The organism is Bacteroides sp. M10, from assembly GCF_014334015.1.
Lineage (GTDB): Bacteria > Bacteroidota > Bacteroidia > Bacteroidales > Bacteroidaceae > Bacteroides > Bacteroides intestinigallinarum.
This window is the reverse complement of record NZ_CP060488.1, coordinates 3,098,555-3,121,282: the sequence shown is the minus strand read 5'-3', so window position 1 is coordinate 3,121,282 and position 22,728 is coordinate 3,098,555. Positions and strand designations below refer to the sequence as shown.

The window sequence follows — 22,728 nt, the reverse complement described above, 5'->3', positions numbered from 1 at the left end:
ATCAGCAAATATAATGTATGAGACAAAGAACTCTATTTTTTTAAAAGATAATTTGTATGCTCAAATCTATTAAAATGGGATTATTGTGCTTCTGTGTAATCAACCTATCGGTTGCTTGCAGCAGCGAAGACCCAAGTATCACTGATGAAACACCGGGACAGAATACCGGTAACGGTGGTAATGAGAACGAAGGTGGTGAAGAAGAGACACCTGCCGAAACGCGTTATGCCTTTCCGGGTGCTTACGGTGCAGGTCGTTATACTACCGGCGGAGCAGGCGGAGAAGTGTATACAGTAACTTCGCTTGAAGATAACACAACACAAGGGACACTACGCTACGCATTAAATCGCACGGGAAAGCGCACGATCGTATTTGCAGTAAGTGGATTGATAGAACTGAAAAGCCCCTTGAAGATAACCAACGGAGATGTAACGATTGCCGGCCAGAGTGCACCGGGTGACGGTATTTGCCTGAAAGGACATCCCGTATCCGTACAGGCGGACAACGTAATCATCCGTTTCATGCGTTTCCGCATGGGATCGGACAACTTTACAACAGAAGCAGAAGCCGACAGTGGTGATGCATTGTGGGGAAAGCAACATAAAAATATTATCATTGACCATTGTTCGATGAGTTGGAGCACTGATGAATGTGCTTCTTTCTACGATAACACTAACTTTACCATGCAATGGTGTATCATCAGCGAAAGTTTGAATCGTTCGGTACACACCAAAGGTAATCACGGTTACGGAGGAATATGGGGAGGATCACCCGCTACATTCCACCACAATTTATTAGCCCACCACAGTAGCCGTACACCACGTTTATGCGGTAGCCGCTATACAGGGAAACCGGAAAATGAAAAAGTCGATTTACGAAATAATGTTTTCTATAACTGGGGACCGACCAATGGTGGCTATGCAGGAGAAGGAGGAAGCTATAATTTCGTGAACAACTACTACAAGCCCGGACCAGTTACCAATACCAAGAAAAATATTGTAAACCGTATCTTCCAACCTAACGGTGATGACGGTACAAATAAAAACACCAAAGGTATATGGGGTACTTTTTATCTGAAAGGAAACTATTTTGATGGCACATGTCCTGAATTGAAAGCCGAATATCAATCTCTGCTTACTTCTGTAAACAATGACAACTGGCAAGGGTTACACCCCAATGCAACAGAAGCCGTTCCTTTACCCGATGGAGGAGAAAAAGCACTTCAGTCAAGTAACGAATTTACCATTTCCGAAGATGCATCCGAATTCACTCAATCGGCAAAAGAAGCTTATGAATCAGTATTAAAGTATGCCGGTGCTTCCTTAAAATATGATGATGTCGATAAACGCATCATAGCCAACGTTCGCAACGGAAATTATACGGCAGACGGCAGTAATGGCAGTGAAAAGGGACTTATTGATAAAGCCAGCGATGTAGGTGGCTGGCCGGAATATAAAAAGGAAACCGGTCCGAAAGACACCGACGGCGACGGCATCCCTGATGAATGGGAAACTGCCAACGGTTTGAACCCCAAAAGTAAGGCCGACGGTTCCAAATATACTCTAAGTAAAACGTATACCAATCTGGAGGTTTACCTCAACAGTCTGGTAGAAACGTTGTATCCCAACAAATAAATCGTCTATATCCCCAAACAGTTAAAAGATTATGAAGCAGAAAATATCTCTATTTTATGTAGCTATTGCATTCAGCATCGCAGGATTATGTACCTCATGCTCTTCCAACGATCCTGTAGATGATACAGGTGGAGGAACAAATAATCCAGGTGGGACATCTTCTGATGTCAAGCAACTGGATTATGGAGAACTTCTTGCTTTCCCATACGCCGAAGGTCACGGTCGCAATACCACCGGAGGACGCGGGGGAAAAGTTTATCATGTGACTAGCCTTGAAGACGACGCCAGTGGAAGTATCAGCGGAAGTCTGCGCTGGGCTATGAAACAAGACGGTCCTAAAACGATTGTATTTGATGTGTCGGGTACCATCTATTTGAAATCGGAATTAAAAACCCAGAAAGATGATCTGACCATTGCCGGACAAACATCACCGGGCGGTATCTGTATCGCCAATTATCCATTTACGATTAATTCCAGCAATATCATCATTCGTTTCATCCGTTTCCGCCCCGGAAGCTCTAACGTAGACTGCGACGGATTAGGAGGTTGTGACAAACAAAATGTAATCATCGACCATTGTTCAGTAAGCTGGGGAAGCGATGAATGTCTTTCTGTCTATGGTATGCAAAATTCTACCGTACAATGGTGTTTAGCTTATCAAGCCTTACGTGTGACTGATGTAAAGATCAATGCTGCCACAGGCAAATTCGCTTCTCACGGATATGGCGGTAACTGGGGAGGAAACTATGCCTCTTACCACCATAACCTGATAGCCCATTGCGAAAGCCGTGTTCCACGCCTTGGTCCCCGATATACTACATTAGCACTGAACAACAACGATGGAGAGCGAGTGGATATGCGCAACAACGTTTACTACAACTGGGGAGGCGAAGGCTGCTACGGTGGTGAAGCGCAACACGTGAATATCGTTAACAACTACTACAAACCAGGCCCCGGAACCGATGAAAGTGGTAAAGCAGACCGTGCTTACCGCATCGCCAAGCCGGATGTATATCCGGAAAATTACTCCGGCGAAGCCTACAAAAAATGGCTTCAAACTTGGGGAAAGTTTTATATCGACGGAAATAAAGTGGTAGGCAATACGACTGTTAGCAATGATAACTGGACAAAAGGCGTATTTGAACAAATGGATGAAAAGAACTGTGCAACTACGGAGCTTTGGAACCAACATACCCAGATAAAATCAAGTTCACCGGTAGTTAAGGCAGGAAATGTAAGAACTCATACGCCGGATGAGGCTTATGAACGTGTGATGAGCTATGCAGGAGCCAGCAACTATCGTGATAAAGTCGACGAGTTGATAATTAGCGACGTTAAAAACAGAAAAGCAAGTTGCACGGGAGATGCCAGCAAATGGGAAGGTCTTTCCGGCTACTCACAAAACAAAAGTGGATATATCAACGACCCGAAAGATGTCTGCACAGCCTTAGGAGTAAATGATCCCTACGATGTTCTGAAATCTGTAACCAATGCAAACGTGAAAGATACGGACGGTGATGGTATTCCCGACTACTGGGAAGAAGAATATGGTTTGAATCCCAAGAAATCTGCTGATGGAAAAGAAACGACTATTGACAAAAACGGGAAGTACACTAATCTGGAAATGTATCTCAATAGTCTGGTGCACGAAATCATGGTAAATGGTGCGACAGGTGGCAGTGTTATAGAATAATTTTAGTAAATTCGAACCCAAATGATAAATTAATAATGAAAAAGAATATATTAGCAATCTGTAGTTTGATATTGGCTTTTCCTCTAGTGGGACAAGCCATGCAACCTGCCATTTCGGTTGAAAAAGCATCAAAGGACTATCCTACCCCGGATCGTTCCAAAGTTCTCGCCTTCCCCGGTGCCGACGGAGCAGGAAAATATACCACCGGTGGTGCCGGAGGTGCTGTATACACTGTTACGTCCCTGGCAGACGACGGTTCGGAAGGGACACTTCGCTGGGCTATCAGCAAGAAAGGTCCCCGCACTATTGTCTTTGCGGTTAGCGGAATTATTGAACTACAAAAAGCATTAAAACTCAGCAATGGTGATGTGACCATTGCAGGACAGACAGCTCCGGGTGATGGCATTTGCCTGAAAAACTATACATTCTCTATTCAGGCAGACAATGTTATCGTCCGTTTCATCCGTTCCCGTATGGGAGTCGACATCAAACAAAAAGGTGACGACGCAATGAATGGTACAAAAGCGCACCAAAACATTATCATAGACCACTGCTCCATGAGTTGGTGTACGGACGAATGTGCCACATTCTATGATAACCGTAATTTCACACTTCAGTGGTGCATCATCAGTGAAAGTCTCGCCAATTCTATCCACGAAAAGGGAGCGCATGGTTATGGAGGTATCTGGGGTGGACAACCTGCTACTTTTCACCATAACTTACTCGCCCATCACACTAACCGTACACCCCGTCTTTGCGGAAGCCGTTATACGGGTCGTCCGGAAGATGAAAAAGTGGAATTATTCAATAATGTGGTTTATAATTATGGCAGTGACGGCGCTTATGCCGGTGAAGGAGGTTCCTACAACTTTATAAATAACTACTATAAACCGGGACCTTTCAGTGCGACAAAAGGTTCTTTCAAACGCTTGTTTACAGCGTATGCCGATGATGGCAAAAACAACAATAAAGCAGGTGTTCATGGTGTATTCTATTTCAAAGGTAACTATATGGATCCTACCTGTCCCAAACTGACCGACAAGCAGAAAGAGGCTCTTTATAAAGTGAATATGGATAACTCTTACGGACTGGTTATCAAAAAAGACTTTGCCACAGAAAAGGAAGTACTGTCTAAAAAAGCATTTGACATAGCCGAACATACTTCTTTGCAACCTGCCAAGAAAGCCTACAAAGATGTTCTCGAGTTTGCCGGTGCTTCATATCGCCGTGACGCCATAGACCAACGCATCGTAGATGAAACTCTCAAAGGCACTTATACTTACGAAGGTTCTCACGGAAGCACGAATGGAATGATTGACCAACCGTCTGATGTAGGAGGATGGCCGGAATATAAATCAGAAACAGCACTTGTTGATACAGATGGTGATGGTATTCCCGATGAATGGGAAAAGAAATACAACCTTAATCCCAATGATCCTTCAGACGGAGCCAAATATACATTAAGCCCGGAATATACAAACCTGGAAATGTATATGAACAGCCTTGTGAATCATCTGTACCCTAAAAAATAAATTCGGATAACTAAGAGTGGGGGTGTGTCATCCCCACTCTATCCCGATATTCCGTAGGCGTCATTCCAACCTGTGCTTTAAAGCATTTACTGAAATAACGCGGATCATTAATGCCGACCATATACGAAATCTGGGTCATATTAAATTCTCCGGTTTCTATTAATTGTGTAGCCCGTTTGATACGCATTTCTTTGATAAATTCAATCGGAGCCAATCCGGTAAGTGTTTTCAGCTTCTTGAAGAAGACAGAGCGGCTGACAGCCAGTTCCCGAACAAGATCATCTACCACCAGTTCTCCATTATCCATGTTCTGCTCCATCAATTCAACCAATTTATCCATAAACTTACGGTCGTTGGGAGACATTTCGAGAGTTGCAGGTGGAGTTTCGGACGCATCTTCTTCAGTAGACGGCATATCCGTAGCCACAGGCACTTCCTCCTGACCGGTAGAAATATTGATATGCATCAGACTATCCCGGTAGAAACTTTGCAGTTTCTTACGCTGCATCAACAGATTTTCCACACGTGCTTGCAGATAGGTAGCACTGAAAGGCTTCGTTATATAATCATCCGCACCATATTCCAATCCCTCCAGTTTGCTTTCAATCGTAGTTTTGGCAGTAAGCAAGATAATAGGTATATGACTGGTCGTCATATCCGCACGCAGTTCACGCGTCATTTCGATACCGTCTTTTTCAGGCATCATCACGTCACTGATGATAATATCCGGCAGGTACTTCAAAGCCTTGCTTGCCCCCTCCTTACCGTCAGCAGCTTCCACCACCCGGTACATCGGAGAAAATATACTGCGCAAGAATTCACGTAACTCCTGATTATCTTCGACTAACAGCATCAATTCTTTGGAGTTCTCTTCTTTCGCAAATTCTTCCCCATACACATCCTCAATCTTCTCCGAATCATCACTTACCAACGTTTCAGACTGAATGGAAGAATTGGCTATATCCACTACCTGTCCCATTCTTGCCGGAGCATCCGCATCTTCCAGAATAAACTCGGCTTCCTTATCGTAATGTTCTTTTCCCTTGAGGAAATCGACTTTGAAGCAACTCCCTTCTCCCAAATGACTATCAACGGAAATAGTCGCTTTATGCATTTCCACCAGCTCTTTCACCAATGAAAGTCCGATACCCGTACTAGCCTGATTGAAAAGATTCTTATCTACCAGATTCTCAAAACGGACAAACAGTGACTTCTTTTTGTTTTCCGCGATACCGATACCCTGATCTTGCACACCGATAGAAACCGTATTTTCATCTTCCCGGATAAACATCGTAATCATCTTGCCATTCGGCGTATATTTAAATGCATTGGAAAGCAAATTGAATACAATCTTTTCCAGCTTATCGGCATCCACCCAAAGATAAAGATGTTCCTTTTCGGTCTGGAACAGGAAATCAATCCGATGTTCTTCGGCCACAGCTTCAAAATTATCCATCACCTTACGGACGAAAGGTACAATATCCACCCGCTGCACCTGCATCTTCATCTTCTTATTCTGAATCTTGCGGAAGTCCAGAATCTGATTGACAAGACGGAGCATCCGATTGGTGTTCCGTTCAACCACCGCTAACTGTTCGCGAGCATCAGCCGGCAATTTATCATTCTTCAAGACCTGCTCCACCGGACCGGCTATCAACGTAAGCGGAGTACGCAACTCATGCGATATATTAGTAAAGAAACGCAATTTTATATCTGAAATCTGCTGTTCGACCGAAACTTCATGCTTCAACCGATAAATAGTAAACAGGATATAAACGGCTACGAGAATAATAATCAGAATAAAAAGCACATAAAGCACATAAGCTACCGGCGTCTCCCAGAAAGAAGGCAGAATAACAATGTTCAGTATACGTTCATTATCCACCCACACACCATCACTATTCGTTGAACGAACACGGAGCACATACTCTCCTTTCGGAAGATTCGTATAAGTCACACTACGCTGCTTGTCGGCAAAAGTCCACTGTTTCTCAAATCCATCGAGAATATAAGCATACTGTATATTCTGCGGATTGGTATAATCAAGTGCCGCAAAGTGAACGGAGAAAATATTTTCTTTATGTGAGAGCACCAATGGGTCGGTATCGTCAATATCCACCTTCAACAAGGAGTTATCTCCGGGTGTAATATCCTCATTAGTCACCATCAGTTTGGAGAATACGATAGGTGGGATATAGCTACTCTTACGAATAGAGTCGGGATTAAATATAAAGACTCCCCCACTGGCACCGAAAAGCATACTTCCTTTAGCCGTCAATGTGGAAGCCGCTTCACTAAAGCGCACTGGGAAAGTAATACTACGTTCGTCGTAACTTTCAAAACGTTCTTCAGACGGGATAAACTTACAAATTCCATTCTCCGTACTAATCCATAAATTCTCCTTACTATCTTCGCGGACAGAAAGCAAGACGTCAGAAGGAAGACCGTCCAGTACGGAATATGATTTGAACTCTCCGTGGCCGTCCTTACTGATAGATACCAGTTTGTTGAGTCCCCCGCCGAAAGTAGCCAGATACAGTTCCTTTTTCTTAGTGGAAATAATCCAATGAACATCATTATTACTCAGACTTTGCGTATCGTTCGGCATACGGGAAAAATGATAGAACTGCACATCCTCCGGTTTCTTAAAGTTCTCATCAAAAGCAACAGCTCCCGTAGTTGTACCTACCCACAGGCGTCCATTATGATCGGAAGTAATGAAACGCGCTTTGTAGCAAGGATCAATCGGATACCCTTTCAGATTGTTCCGGTGATTGATAAACAATGTCTTTCCTGCCTCATTCTCCGTGATATAATTGATACCTCCGGCAAAAGTAGCTACCCAGATACGACCATAATGATCTTCATAAATACAATACACATTATTATCGCTCAAACTGTACATATCCTCTTCACGATGAAGATAACGGGTTAGTTTATAAGACATTCCGTTGGAAGAAGTCGGCTCAGCACGGACAAGTCCGTCTCCTTTTGTTGCAATCCAGATTATTCCTTTCGAATCCTGAATAACAAAATAAACAGTTCCCAACATGGGAGTACCAGTAGTAGAAACGATACCGCTTTCGGTCAGGTATCCTTTATAAGTTTTATCGGCATCATACATACGAAGCATGCCATCTTTTAAGCCAACCCACAGATTACCCAGTTTGTCTTCGCACAGGGCACGCACCTCATTATGCAATGATTCATGTTCATGCGGCATGGGAGTCATCATCGCAAAAGGTACATTCCGATAAGTCACCTTCTCCAATCCCTTGGAGTGGGTGCAAAGCCATAAATTACCTTGTTTGTCGGAGAAAGCCGAATGAATCTTATTGGAGAAGCGCCAGTCACGGCTACCCAGTCCGTTATAGAAAGGAACCAATCGTTTTTTTTGAGGATCGAAGTAAGAGAAACCTCCTCCGTAAGGGTGTACCCAAAGATACCCGTTTACATCTTCATGGATATGGAAGGCCGGACGGGAACGTTCGGGATTACTGTATTCAATAAGAATCTGTTCACGGGTCACCACTCCGGTCGAGGGATTAAAATGGGCTACAACACCCGGTTCTTCCTGCTCGAACCACACTTCCGAAGAACGGTCTACATAAGCAGAAAGGATTGGTTTTGCGGGTAAAGCCTTACAAGTCAAAAATGAGTAATGCACGTTTGTTTTGGTCCGCAGGTTATAAGTAAAGAAACCATCCGAATCGGTAGTAATTACAGAAACGTCCGATGCAACGGGGTGAATGGAAGTGATCTGCCCTTTTGTAGGAAGTTCGATCAACGTAAATTCTCCGCTATCTTTCTGATAAGACCAGATACGTCCATGATCCGAAGCAAAGCAGATGTCCTTATCCCGCTCCTGTACTGCATAGAAGGCTTGGTTCATGCCGCCAAACTTCCCTTTTGTCTCCGTAAAATAGGAATCTGGTTCTTTCTTTCCGGAGCGGATCATGCCGAGGCCGTTATCCGTCAACAGCCAGTCATTGCCTGCTTTATCCTGATGTACTTTGAATACATGCAAAGAGGGAAACAGTTCCGTCTTACTGGAATAAATATCCCATGTCAGACGATTATTCTCATTCGGATGAGTTAGGATGCGGATGGCTCCGTCATTTTCTGTCAGCAGCCAGACGGTTCCGTTCGGCATCACCTCAATGGTATGTACATTGAAAGCACTCCCCTCCTCTCCGGCAGCAGGTACTTGTTCGAAAGTCTCCGTCTTCGGGTCGAAACGATGAACACGATTATCATAAGTCAGTAGCCACAAAAAACCGTAACGGTCTTCATAGATACGGTCTACGCGATTATTGGTCAGACTGATGTAGTTTCCCTGACGGGCCTTATATGTTTTAAAGGTATAACCGTTGAAACGGTTGATTCCATCCCAAGTGGCAAACCAAAGGTTGTCTTTGTGATCTTGCAAGATGTTCATCACCGTATTTTGGGACAATCCATCTTCAGTAGAATAGTGGGTGAAAAAACAGTGCTGCTGCGCATGTGTCGAGAACACAATAGCTAGCAAAAGAATTACTGAAATTAAGGTTTTCTTCATCATATAACTCGGTTCTGTGCCGTAAAGATAGAAAAATAGTTGTACTTTTATGCAATCTTTAGCGGCTATTTAACAGAATCGAGCCATTCTATAGGACAAGTGATCTATTGTCTTTTATATATCCATTGTTTTTTGCTTAGTAATTCATTTCTTTACAAATTCATCAAGTCAACGTTTCACTGTTATCAGTTTGTGTCCGTCCGCTACCGGATTCCATCCATCTTCGCCTGCCAGTACAGTCGTAATCTCGTATCCTTGCAGGTTTTTCAGTTGTTGGGAGAAAGCGGCACGCGCTTTCGGATTAGCTCCTTCGCCCCGGCTCTCATATTCGGCATAGAAGACTGTCTTTTCGTTTTCTTTCTTACCCCAATTATTCCAGCCAACAGGAAGAATATGTTTCCCCAGTTCGCAGCGAATAAATACAGCCTGTGCATACGGACGCCAGGGACGTGACAAATAGACCTTTGTAGCTTCCGCATCAGCCGTCAACCGGCAATCGTAGAAGACATAGCCGTACTTTTTCCCTTTATCGGTAGAAGGAGCAGTGACATAACCGTCGCGCTTGCTATGAATGTGGCAGCGATTGAAAACAGCGATAGACCATCCGAAAATAAAATCGACTGTTCCTTCGATGTAGCAATCTTCGTAATATTGGCGGCTTTGCTTCCCGTATGTATAGAGAGTATCCTGGAAGCCGAGGAAACGGCAGTTCTTAAAAAAGGCACGGTCGGCAGATACAAAGCAGGCAACTGCCTGTCCTACGGGACCTGATGAATTCTCGAAGGTGATGTTTTCTGCATAAAAATCGGGAGCATAGATGTAACAGCTGGACGAACCGGAAGTTCCCATGTTCTCACCGAATACGTTTTTCTTGTTGGCAAAACCATCATAAGTCAATACCACACCTTCTTCTCCAATCAGAGAAATATTGATTTTGGATTCAGGGATAATCAGTTTTTCTTTATAGGTACCCTTACGAACCAGAATCGTGGTACGCACTTCTTTGCGGAAATCAGGAACTGCATTGATTGCTTCCTGCACAGTAAAGAAATCACCGCTACCATCTTGAGCCACTACATAATCGTTATGACGGATATATTTCGCCAGTTCCGGAATTTCCTTGCCGATGGCATCCACCGCCAATCCGGCAATGGTTCGTGCTCCGTATACATTCAAGTGAGTATTGTCTTCACGGCCTTTCGGGAAGGCAGGCACCTGATTGGGCTCGACAAACATAAATAATTTCTTAGATTCTATGGGTCCAAGTCCTTGCACCAGGTCGTGAGTGATTTTATTCATATCAATGAAAGTCACTCCCAATTCTTTTGCCACATTGCGGGGAGCATCCAGATAAGCACCATGTGTATCGAATAAAACGGTTCCCTCTTTCGGTTGTTCCTTTTCTCCCGGTGTACGACGAACATCTTTTGCAATGACGTCATCCTTTGGTTGTACAAAGTTACGACGGACGATAGAGTTAAACAATACCGGTATTCCACCTTTGGCACGGGTTTCATTCACATAGCGGCGAAGAATCTCATCAAAAGTGGTCCCCGGATCAGTGTGACGGGTAGAGTCTGCTTTCTCATCGTTATGGCCGAACTGAATAAAGACATAATCTCCTTTTTTCACTTTGGAAATCACTTTTTCCCAACGTCCCTCACTGATAAAGCTCTTGGAACTGCGTCCGTTAGCAGCATGGTTGTCTATCCGTACATCTTCAGAAAAGAATCCGGGAAGCACCATTCCCCAACCACGTTCGGGGTTTCCTCCATCTATTTTCTTGTTAGCCATGGTCGAATCGCCTATCATGAAGATAGTGATAACCGGTTTGTCCGCACGAAATGCAGAAAAAAGAATGAAAACTGCTGCCAGCAGCCCCCACATTTTATGTCTTTGTGTCTTCATATTTATCTATAATTATAATACAACTAATAGTTTCAAGGCTTGAAACTGATAATCACAAGCGGGCTGGCAATCATTCGCCTTGCTTCTCTCATTTATAAGGATACCAGTTACTACTTTCTTTAAAGATGTTTTCCGGAGTATACTTCGCTACTTCCTTCTTCGTCAGTTGTTTGGCCCACGTTACACGTCCTGTCGTATCAGCACCTGCACCGGTATTTCCAAATTCGGCATAACGAGCTGTTTTTTCGTTCTCCGGATTCTTCCAGTTGTGCCATCCTTCGGGGCGGATGTGATTACCAAACTCACAATTAATAAAGACCGTTGCGGCATAAGGACGCCACGGACGACCCAGATATACTTTTTTCACGTCCGGAGCAGCTGTCAACTTGCAGTTCTTGAAGACATATCCGAATTCTTCACTTTGTGGGGTTGAAGCGGCCGTGATATATGAATCACGTTTGCTATGAAGCTCACAATACTCGAATAGAGCAGTGGAGGGACCAAAAATAAAATCAGTAGTCCCCTCGATATAACAATTGGTAAATAAGAGCCGTGTTCCTTCAGAACCCGTATAAATAGTATCCTGATTTCCCAGGAAACGGCAGTTGACAAACATGAGTCTGTCACCTTCGGTATGAAGGGCTACCGCCTGTCCCAATGGAGCCGCATTATTCTCAATCGTCAGATCCTTAAAAGTAATGTCATTTCCCTCTACTTTTACTGTATAGGTACGAAATGTCCCCATCTTATTGATGTTGGCATGATCGTCATAAGTGATAATCGTTTTCTCTGCACTTTCGCCCACCAGTTGAACATTCTTTACCCAGGAAGGGATGACCAGTTTTTCTTTATAGACACCATTCTTGATAAATATAGTTACCGTATAATCCATAAAAGCGCGGACAGCTTCCACTGCTTCCTGAATATTACGATAGTCTCCCGTCCCGTCACGTGTCACAATGATTGTGTCTTTGCGTTGCTGTTGCTGTGAATAAACAGATGTTGCTCCCACACCAAGCAGAAGCAAACACATCATTCCTTTCAAAATAGTCCTTTTCATCGCTGGAAATTACTTTTGTAAACGTTCATATTCCAAGCTAGCCATAATAAAAGGTCCTACGGCTTTAGGATCATTATTGCGGATAGTTTCATTTATATAATAATCATAATCACCGGAACGGTACACCTTTCCTCCCAATCCTGCCACTGCACAAGCTTTGGTGATAGTTACCAATCCGTTTTTGTCCACTTCGATAAAATTATCGAGAAATCCCTTATAACCTTTCAGCGCTACATCCAAATAAGATTTATCAATATATCCCAGACGGACTGCCTTAAAGAGCGAATAAATAAACATAGCAGAGCAGGAAGATTCCACATAATTTCCCTTGTCCCCACTCCTATCCATTACCTGATACCATCCTCCTGTCTTCGGGTCTTGAAGTTTCTTCACCTGCACAGCCACATTATTCAGGATATCCAGCAGGGAATCTCTTCCGGCTTCATGCAGCGGAATAAATTCAAGTGCATCTACCAATGCCATCGCATACCATCCCATAGCACGTCCCCAAGTATGTTTCGACTGTCCGGTCACCGGATCTGCCCAACGTTCGGTACGACTTACATCACACGCATGGCGATAAAGACCGTTCTTAGGGTCATACGTATGGCGCGCACAGGTGATAAATTGGTTGATTACATCTGCATAATCCTGCGGAAGATTATTACGGAAAGCATATTCAGCATAAAAAGGAGCTCCCATGTAAATCCCGTCCAACCACATCTGATGAGGATAAATCTTTTTGTGCCAGAAACCACCGTCTTCATTGCGCGGCTGTCCTTCAAACTGGCTATAAAGCAGATCGAGCGCTTTTTTATATTTAGGATTCTTCGTTTGCTCATAGATACGGAAAAGAATTTTTCCGGAGTTGATACGGTCGAGACTATAATCAGTTAGTTTATAAGCTGTAATGCTTCCGTCGTCGTGCACCATTGTATCTGCGTATGCGATGGCGTAATCGCGAATTTTCTTGTCGCCATAAGTATCGTAAACATCGAGCATGGCTCCCAATTCAAGTCCGTGGCAATAGTCCCACTTCAATTTCGGTTGAAAATCGAGCTGCCAGGATTGCGGGTAACGGATCATTTCCGATTCAGTCAATCGTACAGACCAGGGCAACTTACTGTCGACCTGCTGCGCTGATACCGAAACGGTCATTGTAACCAATAAAGCCAATATAAAAAAATTATAAAAAGGAGTTTGTCTCATGGTTTGTTATTTTAAGGATTCAACATAGTCTTTTTTCACGCTACGAAAGTAGTGCTTTTCCTCCAAACCTGGTAGGAATTTTTAGTCAAGTAGGTGCATTTTTTGTTTTTCGTGCACGGAAACGACTAATTTTGTGCACGCAAACGTCAAAAATGTCCATTTTTGATGCAATATCTAATAAATTAAGAGTTTCGTTTTGGAAGAAAGCAAAAAAGGTCTTACTTTTGGCACGGTTTACAACTAATACCCTCTGGGGAAACACTGGAAATTTATCATTAAAACAGAGAAAAAATAGAACAGAATGGAAGAAGTATTCAAGTACATTATCGGTCTTGGAGCGGCAGTGATGATGCCGGTCATTTTCACAATCTTAGGAGTATGTATCGGTATTAAATTCTCTAAAGCGCTGAAAAGCGGTTTATTGGTAGGTGTCGGTTTCGTTGGTTTATCGGTAGTGACAGCGTTGCTTACCAGCAGCCTGGGCCCTGCATTAAGTAAAATGGTAGAAATCTACGGATTGGAACTGGGAATTTTCGACATGGGATGGCCTTCTGCAGCAGCAGTTGCCTACAACACCTCTGTCGGTGCTTTTATTATCCCGGTTTGTCTGGGCGTTAACTTGCTGATGTTGCTTACCAAAACAACCCGCACTGTCAACATCGACCTTTGGAACTACTGGCATTTCGCCTTTATCGGAGCGATCGTTTATTTTGCTTCCGACAATATCTTCTGGGGATTCTTCGCAGCAATCATCTGCTACATCATTACACTGGTAATGGCGGATATGACTGCTCCCGCTTTTCAAAAGTTCTATGATAAAATGGAGGGTATCTCTATTCCACAACCCTTCTGCCAAAGTTTTGTTCCGTTTGCTATTGTAATCAATAAACTACTTGATAAAATTCCGGGATTCGACAAACTGAATATCGACTCCGAAGGTATGAAAAAGAAATTCGGGTTGATGGGTGAACCGTTGTTCCTGGGTATCGTCATTGGTTGCGGTATCGGAGCATTGGGTTGTGCCAGCTGGAAAGAAGTATTGGATGGTATTCCGGGCATTTTAGGATTAGGTATCAAGATGGGTGCGGTGATGGAATTGATTCCACGTATCACCAGCCTTTTCATCGAAGGTTTGAAACCGATTTCTGACGCTACCCGTGAGTTGATCGCTAAAAAATATAAGAATAACACCGGTTTGAGCATCGGTATGAGCCCTGCATTGGTTATCGGTCACCCGACTACGTTGGTGGTATCCCTGCTTTTGATCCCTGTAACGATCTTCCTGGCTGTTATCCTTCCGGGCAACCGTTTCTTACCTTTGGCCTCTCTGGCAGGTATGTTCTATCTGTTCCCGATGATTCTGCCTATTACAAAAGGTAACGTAGTGAAATCATTCATTATCGGTCTGGTAGCTTTGATCGTAGGTCTGTATTTCGTAACCGAACTGGCAGGCTTCTTCACAATGGCTGCTAAAGATGTATATGCTGCAACAGGCGACCCGACAGTAAATATCCCCGCCGGTTTTGAAGGTGGAGCACTCGACTTCGCTTCCAGCCTCTTCTGCTGGGGTATCTTCCACCTGACTTACAGTCTGAAAATTATCGGTCCTGCCATCCTTGTGGCACTGGCACTCGGAATGGCTATCTACAACCGTATCCGCATGACCCGGAATGACGCAAAAAATGCAGCAATGAATAATAAAGAATAATATAAATACTATAAAGAAAAGATGATGAAAAAATTAGCAATTGCAATGATGTTGGGTATCGCAGCGATGTCTGCTTCTGCCCAGGTGAATTACAAGATGCAAGTGGCTTGCAATCCGCAAGACGTGAAAACGTATGATACTAACCGCTTGCGTAGTAGCTTCCTGATGGAAAAAGTGATGGTTCCAAACGAAATCAACGTCACTTATTCAATGTACGACCGTCTGATCTTCGGTGGCGCAGTACCTGCAACTAAAGAACTGGTACTTGAAACAATCGACCCACTGAAAGCTAAATTCTTCCTCGAACGTCGCGAACTGGGTGTCATCAATGTGGGTGGCGAAGGTATCGTAACCGTAGACGGTAAAGAATACGTGCTAAAATTCAAAGATGCTTTGTATGTAGGTAGAGGCAAGCAGAAAGTGACTTTCAAGAGCAAAGATTCCAGCAATCCTGCCAAGTTCTACATCAACTCGGCTACTGCTCACAAAGAATACAAAACTCAATTGATTACTATCGACGGACGCAAAGGCTCGCTGAAAGCTAATTCATTCCCTGCCGGAAAGATGGAAGAAAGCAACGACCGCGTTATCAACCAGTTGATTGTAAACAATGTACTTGAAGAAGGTCCTTGCCAATTACAGATGGGATTGACAGAGTTGAAACCGGGTAGCGTATGGAATACCATGCCTGCACACACTCACACTCGCCGTGTAGAAGCATACTTCTACTTCAATGTACCGACAGGCAATTCGATCTGCCACTTCATGGGCGAACCTCAGGAAGAACGTATCGTATGGATGCAGAACGAACAGGCTATCATGGCACCGGAATGGTCTATCCACGCTGCTGCCGGAACAAGCAACTACATGTTTATCTGGGGTATGGCAGGTGAAAACCTCGACTACGGAGACATGGACAAGATCAAATATACAGAAATGCGCTAACCGTTGCGTATTCCTACTCATATATATAATCAATGATCCGAAAAACTTCATTCTTTTCTCTTACGGGAGAAAGGGATGAAGTTTTCCGGATTTTACATATTCTTCCCCCAAAGAACAAACACCTCGTTACCTATTATATATAAGATGTAACAAAATCCATATATAATGCAACGAATAATACATGATTTTGACCAATTTTTACAAATAAAATTCAGTCGAAATACCGACCTTTGTCAACGAAACAAAATCTATTTAAATCCATTATCATGAATGCATTTCAAAAAACAGGCGAAAAGATGACAAACTACAGATGGACCATCTGTGCTATGCTATTTTTTGCTACTACAGTTAACTATCTCGACCGTCAGGTTCTCTCATTGACGTGGGATGAATTTATCAAACCGGAATTCCACTGGGACGAATCTCACTACGGTACTATTACTTCTGTTTTCTCGATTGTATACGCTATATGTATGCTGTTTGCCGGTCGCTTTGTCGATTGGATGGGAACTAAAAAAGGATTTTTATGGGCCATCGGTGTATGGTCGGCAGGTGCCTGTCTGCATGCCGTTTGTGGTGTTATCACAGAAGCACAGGTAGGTCTGCATAGCGCAGCAGAACTGGCAGGAGCCACAGGAGATGTGGTAGTGACCATTGCTACTGTCAGTATGTACTGCTTCCTCGCTGCCCGCTGTATCCTCGCTTTAGGAGAAGCCGGTAACTTCCCCGCTGCAATTAAAGTAACTGCAGAGTATTTCCCTAAAAAGGACCGTGCTTACGCCACTTCTATCTTCAACGCCGGTGCTTCTATCGGTGCATTAATCGCTCCTCTTACCATTCCTATCCTGGCAAAAATGTTCGGTTGGGAAATGGCATTTATCGTAATTGGTGGACTTGGTTTCATCTGGATGGGATTCTGGGTATTCATGTACGATGCTCCGTCAAAAAGCAAACACGTTAACCAGGCAGAGCTTGACTATATCGAACAAGACCAGCGCGAAGCAGGTAGTGCTCCGATGGCAGACGAGAAGGATGAAAAGAGAATGAAATTCTGGCAATGTTTCAGCTACAAGCAGACATGGGCTTTCATCTTTGGTAAGTTCACCACTGACGGTGTATGGTGGTTCTTCCTTTTCTGGACTCCGTCTTACCTGAATACTCAATTCGGTATCAAAACTTCCGATCCGCTAGGTATGGCATTGATCTTTACGCTTTATGCAGTAACGATGTTGTCTATCTACGGTGGTAAACTGCCTACTATCTTTATCAACAAAACGGGTATGAATCCGTATGCAGCCCGTATGAAAGCGATGTTGATCTTCGCCTTCTTCCCATTGGTTGTATTGTTGGCACAGCCGTTAGGTACAGTTTCTCCATGGTTCCCGGTTATTTTGATCGGTATCGGTGGGGCTGCTCACCAGTCCTGGTCGGCTAACATCTTCTCTACTGTTGGTGATATGTTCCCAAGAACTGCTATCGCAAGTATTACTGGTATCGGTGGTATGGCGGGTGGTTTCGGCTCTATGATTCTTCAGAAAGTGGCAGGTAACTTATTCGTATATGCTTCCGGAACAACGATGGTTGACGGCAAAGAAGTGGAAATGACGAAAGAGTTGCTGGAACAGGGAGCGCAATTTGTACACCCTGCCATGACATTCATGGGCTTTGAGGGTAAACCGGCCGGATATTTCATTATCTTCTGCGTATGTGCAGTAGCTTATCTGATTGGCTGGATCATCATGAAAGCATTAGTTCCGAAATACAAACCTATCGTATTGGATTAATTCCATTTCAATAGATACTATCAATAAAAACAAAAGAGTAATCCGTCGCCGGATTACTCTTTTGTTTTTTAACCAATTATTCAAAAAAATGAAAAAATAAAAAAGCCTCTTCTCACGAAGAAGGCTTTTTAGGTTTACTTATCCTGCATCATCCTCCTGCAAAATATTTAAACGCAACACTCAAAACAGTGTTTTTGCATTCCTATAATGAAGTATAGTAAACGTTAAGATGAAAAAAAGGGAAGTCTCACGACTTCCACAATTCTTCTAACCTTAAATCTAAATCTCTATGAAAAAAACGTGTTGCAAATATAGGCGTTTGTTCAATATAGAGGTGTTAATGAATTGCATAAAGAGAGAATAAAAACTAACATCTGCAAAAATGATGCAATTTTTCAGAAGCCTTCTATTAATTTTAATAAACTTTTGTAGAGTGGATTACGTTCCAGAAGTTCGGGAACTCCTGTGATGAACATCTGTTTCCTTGCACGGGTCAAGGCAACATTCAGTTTCCGGTCAATCAAAACACCCTCTTCTTCCGTCAGATTGGATAGAAATTTTAATTGATAAGGGTAGTTGACACAGAAGGAATAGATTATTACATCACGCTCGCTTCCCTGGAACCGTTCCACGGTGTCAACCAGAATGCGATTCAGAGCCGGAATACCAACTGATTCTATTTCTTTTTTAATCAATGCTATCTGACTTCGGTAAGGAGTAATGATTCCTAAAGTACGGGATTCGTCAAAATCCGACTGATGGTGTTCATAAATGCGAACGGCTAAATCTGCAACGATACGTGCTTCCGAATAGTTGATTTTGGCAGATGCGCCTGCTTTCTCCGGCACAGACGGATAAAAGGCTAAACGGCAGATCGTGTCCGAGTCTTCTATTTGATGAGGTAGTCCGACAGGAATCAGACGACCTCCGTAAAAAGCACGATTGGCGAATAAGGCAACCTCCGGATGCATACGTCCCTGACGACAAAGCATATCATAGGAACGATGAATAGCGGACGATGAACAGGCTGCCGTACAGTTCCGGTAAAGACGTTCGAACAAAGAATCTTTCAGATTGCTCAATCCGATAGACAGTAATGATTCATCATAGATTGCCGCCTGTTCCGCGTTTTGCTGCACAACAGCAGGCAGTTGCTTATGATCTCCGATCAATACAAACTTATCAATTGCATTTTTCCCGTCTTCTCCACGAGCACAGAGAATACCCAGTAACTGCGGCTCCAATATTTGAGTAGCCTCATCAATGATAGCCACATCAAAATGTTTCAGACGAAACAGTTCCGGTTTACCGGAAATAGCCGCTACGGTTCCAACGATAATCCGGCAATTCCGGATACGCTCGTAGACCTCTGAACGACGGTTGCAAGAAGATAACTCATTTTCAATCAGATGCTCCCGATAGGCTTCATCGCAAGATAATTCATTTCCTACCCGGATAAAATCAACTGCCGGAGCAATGGAAGCCAACGACTTGCATATCTCATCAACCGCCCGGTTGGTATAGGAAAGCAAAAGAATCTGTGCATCCTTGTCTGCATGAAAGGTTTCTACCATTTTCTTCAAGGCACACGAAGTCTTTCCCGTTCCCGGAGGTCCGATAAGAAGGAAATAATCCTGCGCGGCTTTTGCTTTCAGGGCAACTCGTGTAAAATCATCCTTCGAACAGGAAATGAGAGAATCCAATGATTCATCAAACCTCGGAGGACGCTGTGATAACAACAAGTCCCGGCGCTCCTGTGTAGCAGAAAGATAGGTATACAAGCCCTGATACATGGAACGGAATGTCGTATCCATCGTGTCATGTTCTATCGCATAGAGACTTTCGGCAGGAAGTACGGATGGATTCTGCTGGGTAGAACGCAAGCGAATACCTATTTCGTTTTCCGTCAGGTACTCAATATTACCTTTGAAAACCATTTTATTGGTGACATTATCTGTATCGCAATTCCGCTCATAAAGGATAATGGCGTCTCCTTGACGGAAATTAGGGAGAAAAGTTTCAGTTTCAAGAGCTTCACTACTGATAGTCTTACTTTCAGAGGTTTCATTTTCAGTAATGTTATTTCTGGTAGTTTTATCTACGGTTATCTTATTTCCCAAAGCATCCCCAACCTTTTCCCTTTGAAAGAAAGTAAAAGTAAGTCCGGCTTTATGTTCATCAGCAGCATGATTCTCCTTTATTTTCAGATCATAAATGATTTCTCCGGCCTCACATTTCTCCGCCAATGTAGAGAGCCACAAAGAAGCTGCTCCTGTACGTCCCTCATAATCCACGTCACCGGATTTTGAGGTATAAAGTTCCTTTGTTATGAAGTTGTACACCGCATAGAAGTAATTCTTTTCCAATGCGGAAAGAGCTTTCAGTTTCGATTGAAAGTTATCAATAGAAGGACGCAGGCATGTTTCCCAGAAACGCCCTTTCAATCCTCGTTCATTCAAGGTGGAAGCATTGATTTCTTCCAGTTTTTGTGACGTATACTCCAGGCTGTTTCGTAATTGGATGCCATATTCATCAGCTACAATCCGGTTACGCAAATCAATTACCCGGCGTACCATCGCCCATGAAGGACGGGAAGGGTAAAGAAGCGGATAGCGGGTATAAAGCAAATAGGCTTTCACTTTCCGGTGATCCATTCCCATCGAATATTGCAATACCGCCTGATAAAGCAACATCTGTACCTTATTATTCTCTTTCGGTTCTACCTTGCCCCGGATAGCATACTCGTCCGCTTTACCGGATTTCATTTCGATGAAAGAAGACATATCCCGCTGCATATAGTCAAGACGTCCCTGAAGTCCGAGTGCCTCGCAAATATAAGATGGTTCGAGCACGGCATCTGTTTTGTCAAGCTCATAGCCGGCTGCATGAAAGGTGTCATTTACTGTTTCACGAATATGATCGAAGTGCAATTTGCAGTCTTCAAAGAATTGTCGTTCTTTCTCCTTGTCTCGCAAATCAGAGCAGGCAGCCAGTTCAATAGGATAACGCCGGAAGGCTTTCTGCATACAGGTACGATAGTCTATCTCTTCGCTCTTTGCATGAATCCATTCGTCCAGAAAAAGGTTGGCTATATTTCCTAGTAATAAAGGACGGGCATTTTCGATCGGTTGAAGACGAGAAAGAAAATAGTTGGCCGGATGATGTCCGTAGTCACGGAAACATTCGGCAAGGGAACTGATGTCGAGCAAGTAATCCGGTTCGAGTACGATAAAAGAAGGGGTCAGGATTCCTGCTTCATCGATGGCTACATCCAATAAGTTGACTTGCGCATGACGCCAAAACTGCTTGCACGTTTCTGCAAACTCTTCATTGATTTGGGGAACATTATAACGGACAAGATATGGTTGCTCCGAAACTTCATCCAAGGGAGTCACATACAGATATTGTTCATCGGCATACTGGAAACAGACACGCATCCGCTGTACCCGTTCGCGGGCAGGAGGCGCAACCCAATAGGTAGCATCCGCACGCGGAAGTAGTCGATATAGTTCCAGAGGAATATCTTCATCCAAAAGTTTACGGATAAAGAAAGCCAGGGTTTTCGCATCCCGCAAGAGTTGTTCCCGGTTGGGCTCTTGTTGACGGTTCAGGATAGCATTTGAAGTTAACCGGAAGGTATGCAGCCGGTTCTGCTCTGCAACAGAAAGCCCCACCTTAGCCGACACAAAACTAATTCGTGCGGAAAGGTCGGTCATCTGTAAACTTTCGTTTTGCATTTGCGCGCGACAAATGCGTTCCAGCAAGTCGCGCATTTGCTTATATCCTACGGCAAGATAGGCATCTTCTGCCCGGCAAACTGCTAAAAGGATTTCATAAGATTCTATCGCTTCACTCTTCGGACAGGGCAACTTCATCTCCAGCTTCATCTTCTACTTCCTCTTCCTCTTCGGTTTTCTTCTTGTCTTTTATCATCAAAATACTCATCTCGTACAACAGATAAAGTGGAATAGCTACGACACTCAATGTGAAGGGGTCGCCTGTCGGAGTAATAATAGCAGCTGCTATCACGATGACAACCACCGCATGACGGCGGTATTTCCGCAAGAAAGACTTGTTCACTACTCCCAGTAAAGAAAGTAGCCATGTAACCAATGGAAGTTCAAAAGCCAATCCCATGCAGAGAACCAGCATCATAAAATTATCTATATAGGAATTGAGCGACAAGATGTTCTCCACTTCCGAGCTCAACTGATAGGTAGACAGGAAACGGAGCGTCAATGGATATACCATAAAGTAACCTAACAGGACACCGATGAAGAACATCACTGTTCCGATAGTCAATGCTTTACGTACTCCTTTTCTCTCATTCGGATAAAGAGCGGGATTGATGAAACGCCATATTTCAAAGAAGAGATAAGGCATAGCTGTCACAACCGACATCCAAAAAGCTGTCGACATGTGAATAAAGAATGGAGCAGCCAAGTTAATATTGACTAGCTTCACGTAAAATTTTTGCGTAAAAAAATCATCGGTCAAATCAAATGTCTTCCCGATATGCCGTAATAAATCGTAGAATATGAAATCATTGTGGCAAGGTGCCAGTATCACATGATCGAAAAGATAGGGCATAGCAATGAAGTAGCCTATCGCCAATACAAACCAAATTCCGATCACCCGAAAAAGTACCTTACGCAGTTCATCCAAATGATCCCAAAAGGTCATTTCTGCCATCCGTA

The 22,728-nt window shown here is 43.5% G+C and carries 12 protein-coding genes; 6 read left to right on the top strand and 6 right to left on the bottom strand.

Annotated elements, in window-relative coordinates:
* The first annotated feature begins 56 nt into the window (after window positions 1-56).
* The 3 genes from H8796_RS11075 to H8796_RS11065 are packed head-to-tail and all read left to right on the top strand — an operon-like array spanning window position 57 to window position 4,859.
* A complete protein-coding gene (locus tag H8796_RS11075) occupies window positions 57-1,634 on the top strand; it encodes a pectate lyase (protein ID WP_117934738.1) in 1,578 nt (525 codons plus the stop codon).
* Between the two features lie 31 nt (window positions 1,635-1,665).
* Complete coding sequence (locus H8796_RS11070; protein ID WP_117934736.1) at window positions 1,666-3,327, top strand: pectate lyase; 1,662 nt, start codon at window positions 1,666-1,668, stop codon at window positions 3,325-3,327.
* Between the two features lie 35 nt (window positions 3,328-3,362).
* Entirely contained in the window at window positions 3,363-4,859 is a 1,497-nt protein-coding gene (locus H8796_RS11065) for a pectate lyase (protein ID WP_117934734.1), read from the top strand.
* A 10-nt stretch (window positions 4,860-4,869) separates the two neighbouring features.
* Here the strand turns inward: H8796_RS11065 and H8796_RS11060 are convergent, their stop codons facing one another.
* The 4 genes from H8796_RS11060 to H8796_RS11045 all read right to left on the bottom strand — a co-directional run bounded on the left by H8796_RS11060 (window position 4,870) and on the right by H8796_RS11045 (window position 13,594).
* Window positions 4,870-9,420, bottom strand: a complete 4,551-nt coding sequence (locus tag H8796_RS11060) for a two-component regulator propeller domain-containing protein (protein ID WP_117934732.1) — start codon at window positions 9,418-9,420, stop codon at window positions 4,870-4,872.
* A 165-nt stretch (window positions 9,421-9,585) separates the two neighbouring features.
* Complete coding sequence (locus H8796_RS11055; RefSeq protein ID WP_187343973.1) at window positions 9,586-11,325, bottom strand: pectinesterase family protein; 1,740 nt, start codon at window positions 11,323-11,325, stop codon at window positions 9,586-9,588.
* Between the two features lie 88 nt (window positions 11,326-11,413).
* On the bottom strand, window positions 11,414-12,385 hold the full coding sequence (locus H8796_RS11050; protein WP_032853802.1) for a pectinesterase family protein: 972 nt from the start codon (window positions 12,383-12,385) through the stop codon (window positions 11,414-11,416).
* A 9-nt stretch (window positions 12,386-12,394) separates the two neighbouring features.
* Entirely contained in the window at window positions 12,395-13,594 is a 1,200-nt protein-coding gene (locus tag H8796_RS11045; RefSeq protein WP_032853800.1) for a glycoside hydrolase family 88 protein, read from the bottom strand.
* Window positions 13,595-13,895: 301 nt separating this feature from the next.
* Between H8796_RS11045 and H8796_RS11040 the strand changes: the two genes are divergently transcribed.
* From H8796_RS11040 to H8796_RS11030, 3 genes are all read left to right on the top strand, one after another.
* Window positions 13,896-15,302: a PTS galactitol transporter subunit IIC gene (locus H8796_RS11040; RefSeq protein ID WP_009000412.1), complete on the top strand. Its 1,407-nt coding sequence runs from the start codon at window positions 13,896-13,898 to the stop codon at window positions 15,300-15,302.
* A 24-nt stretch (window positions 15,303-15,326) separates the two neighbouring features.
* Window positions 15,327-16,247 (top strand): 5-dehydro-4-deoxy-D-glucuronate isomerase, encoded by a 921-nt coding sequence (gene kduI, locus H8796_RS11035; RefSeq protein WP_032853889.1) that lies wholly within the window; start codon window positions 15,327-15,329, stop codon window positions 16,245-16,247.
* Between the two features lie 266 nt (window positions 16,248-16,513).
* Window positions 16,514-18,031, top strand: a complete 1,518-nt coding sequence (locus H8796_RS11030) for an MFS transporter (protein WP_187343972.1) — start codon at window positions 16,514-16,516, stop codon at window positions 18,029-18,031.
* 395 nt (window positions 18,032-18,426) lie between these two features.
* On the opposite strand, the gene H8796_RS11025 is transcribed toward H8796_RS11030, so the two are convergent.
* Together H8796_RS11025 and tatC are read right to left on the bottom strand one after the other, a co-directional pair.
* Window positions 18,427-21,918, bottom strand: a complete 3,492-nt coding sequence (locus H8796_RS11025; protein ID WP_117934730.1) for an AAA domain-containing protein — start codon at window positions 21,916-21,918, stop codon at window positions 18,427-18,429.
* Window positions 21,881-22,723, bottom strand: coding sequence for a twin-arginine translocase subunit TatC (gene tatC / locus H8796_RS11020; protein ID WP_187343971.1), 843 nt, complete (start codon window positions 22,721-22,723; stop codon window positions 21,881-21,883). The genes H8796_RS11025 and tatC overlap by 38 nt, the downstream gene beginning before the upstream one ends.
* Window positions 22,724-22,728 lie beyond the last annotated feature (5 nt).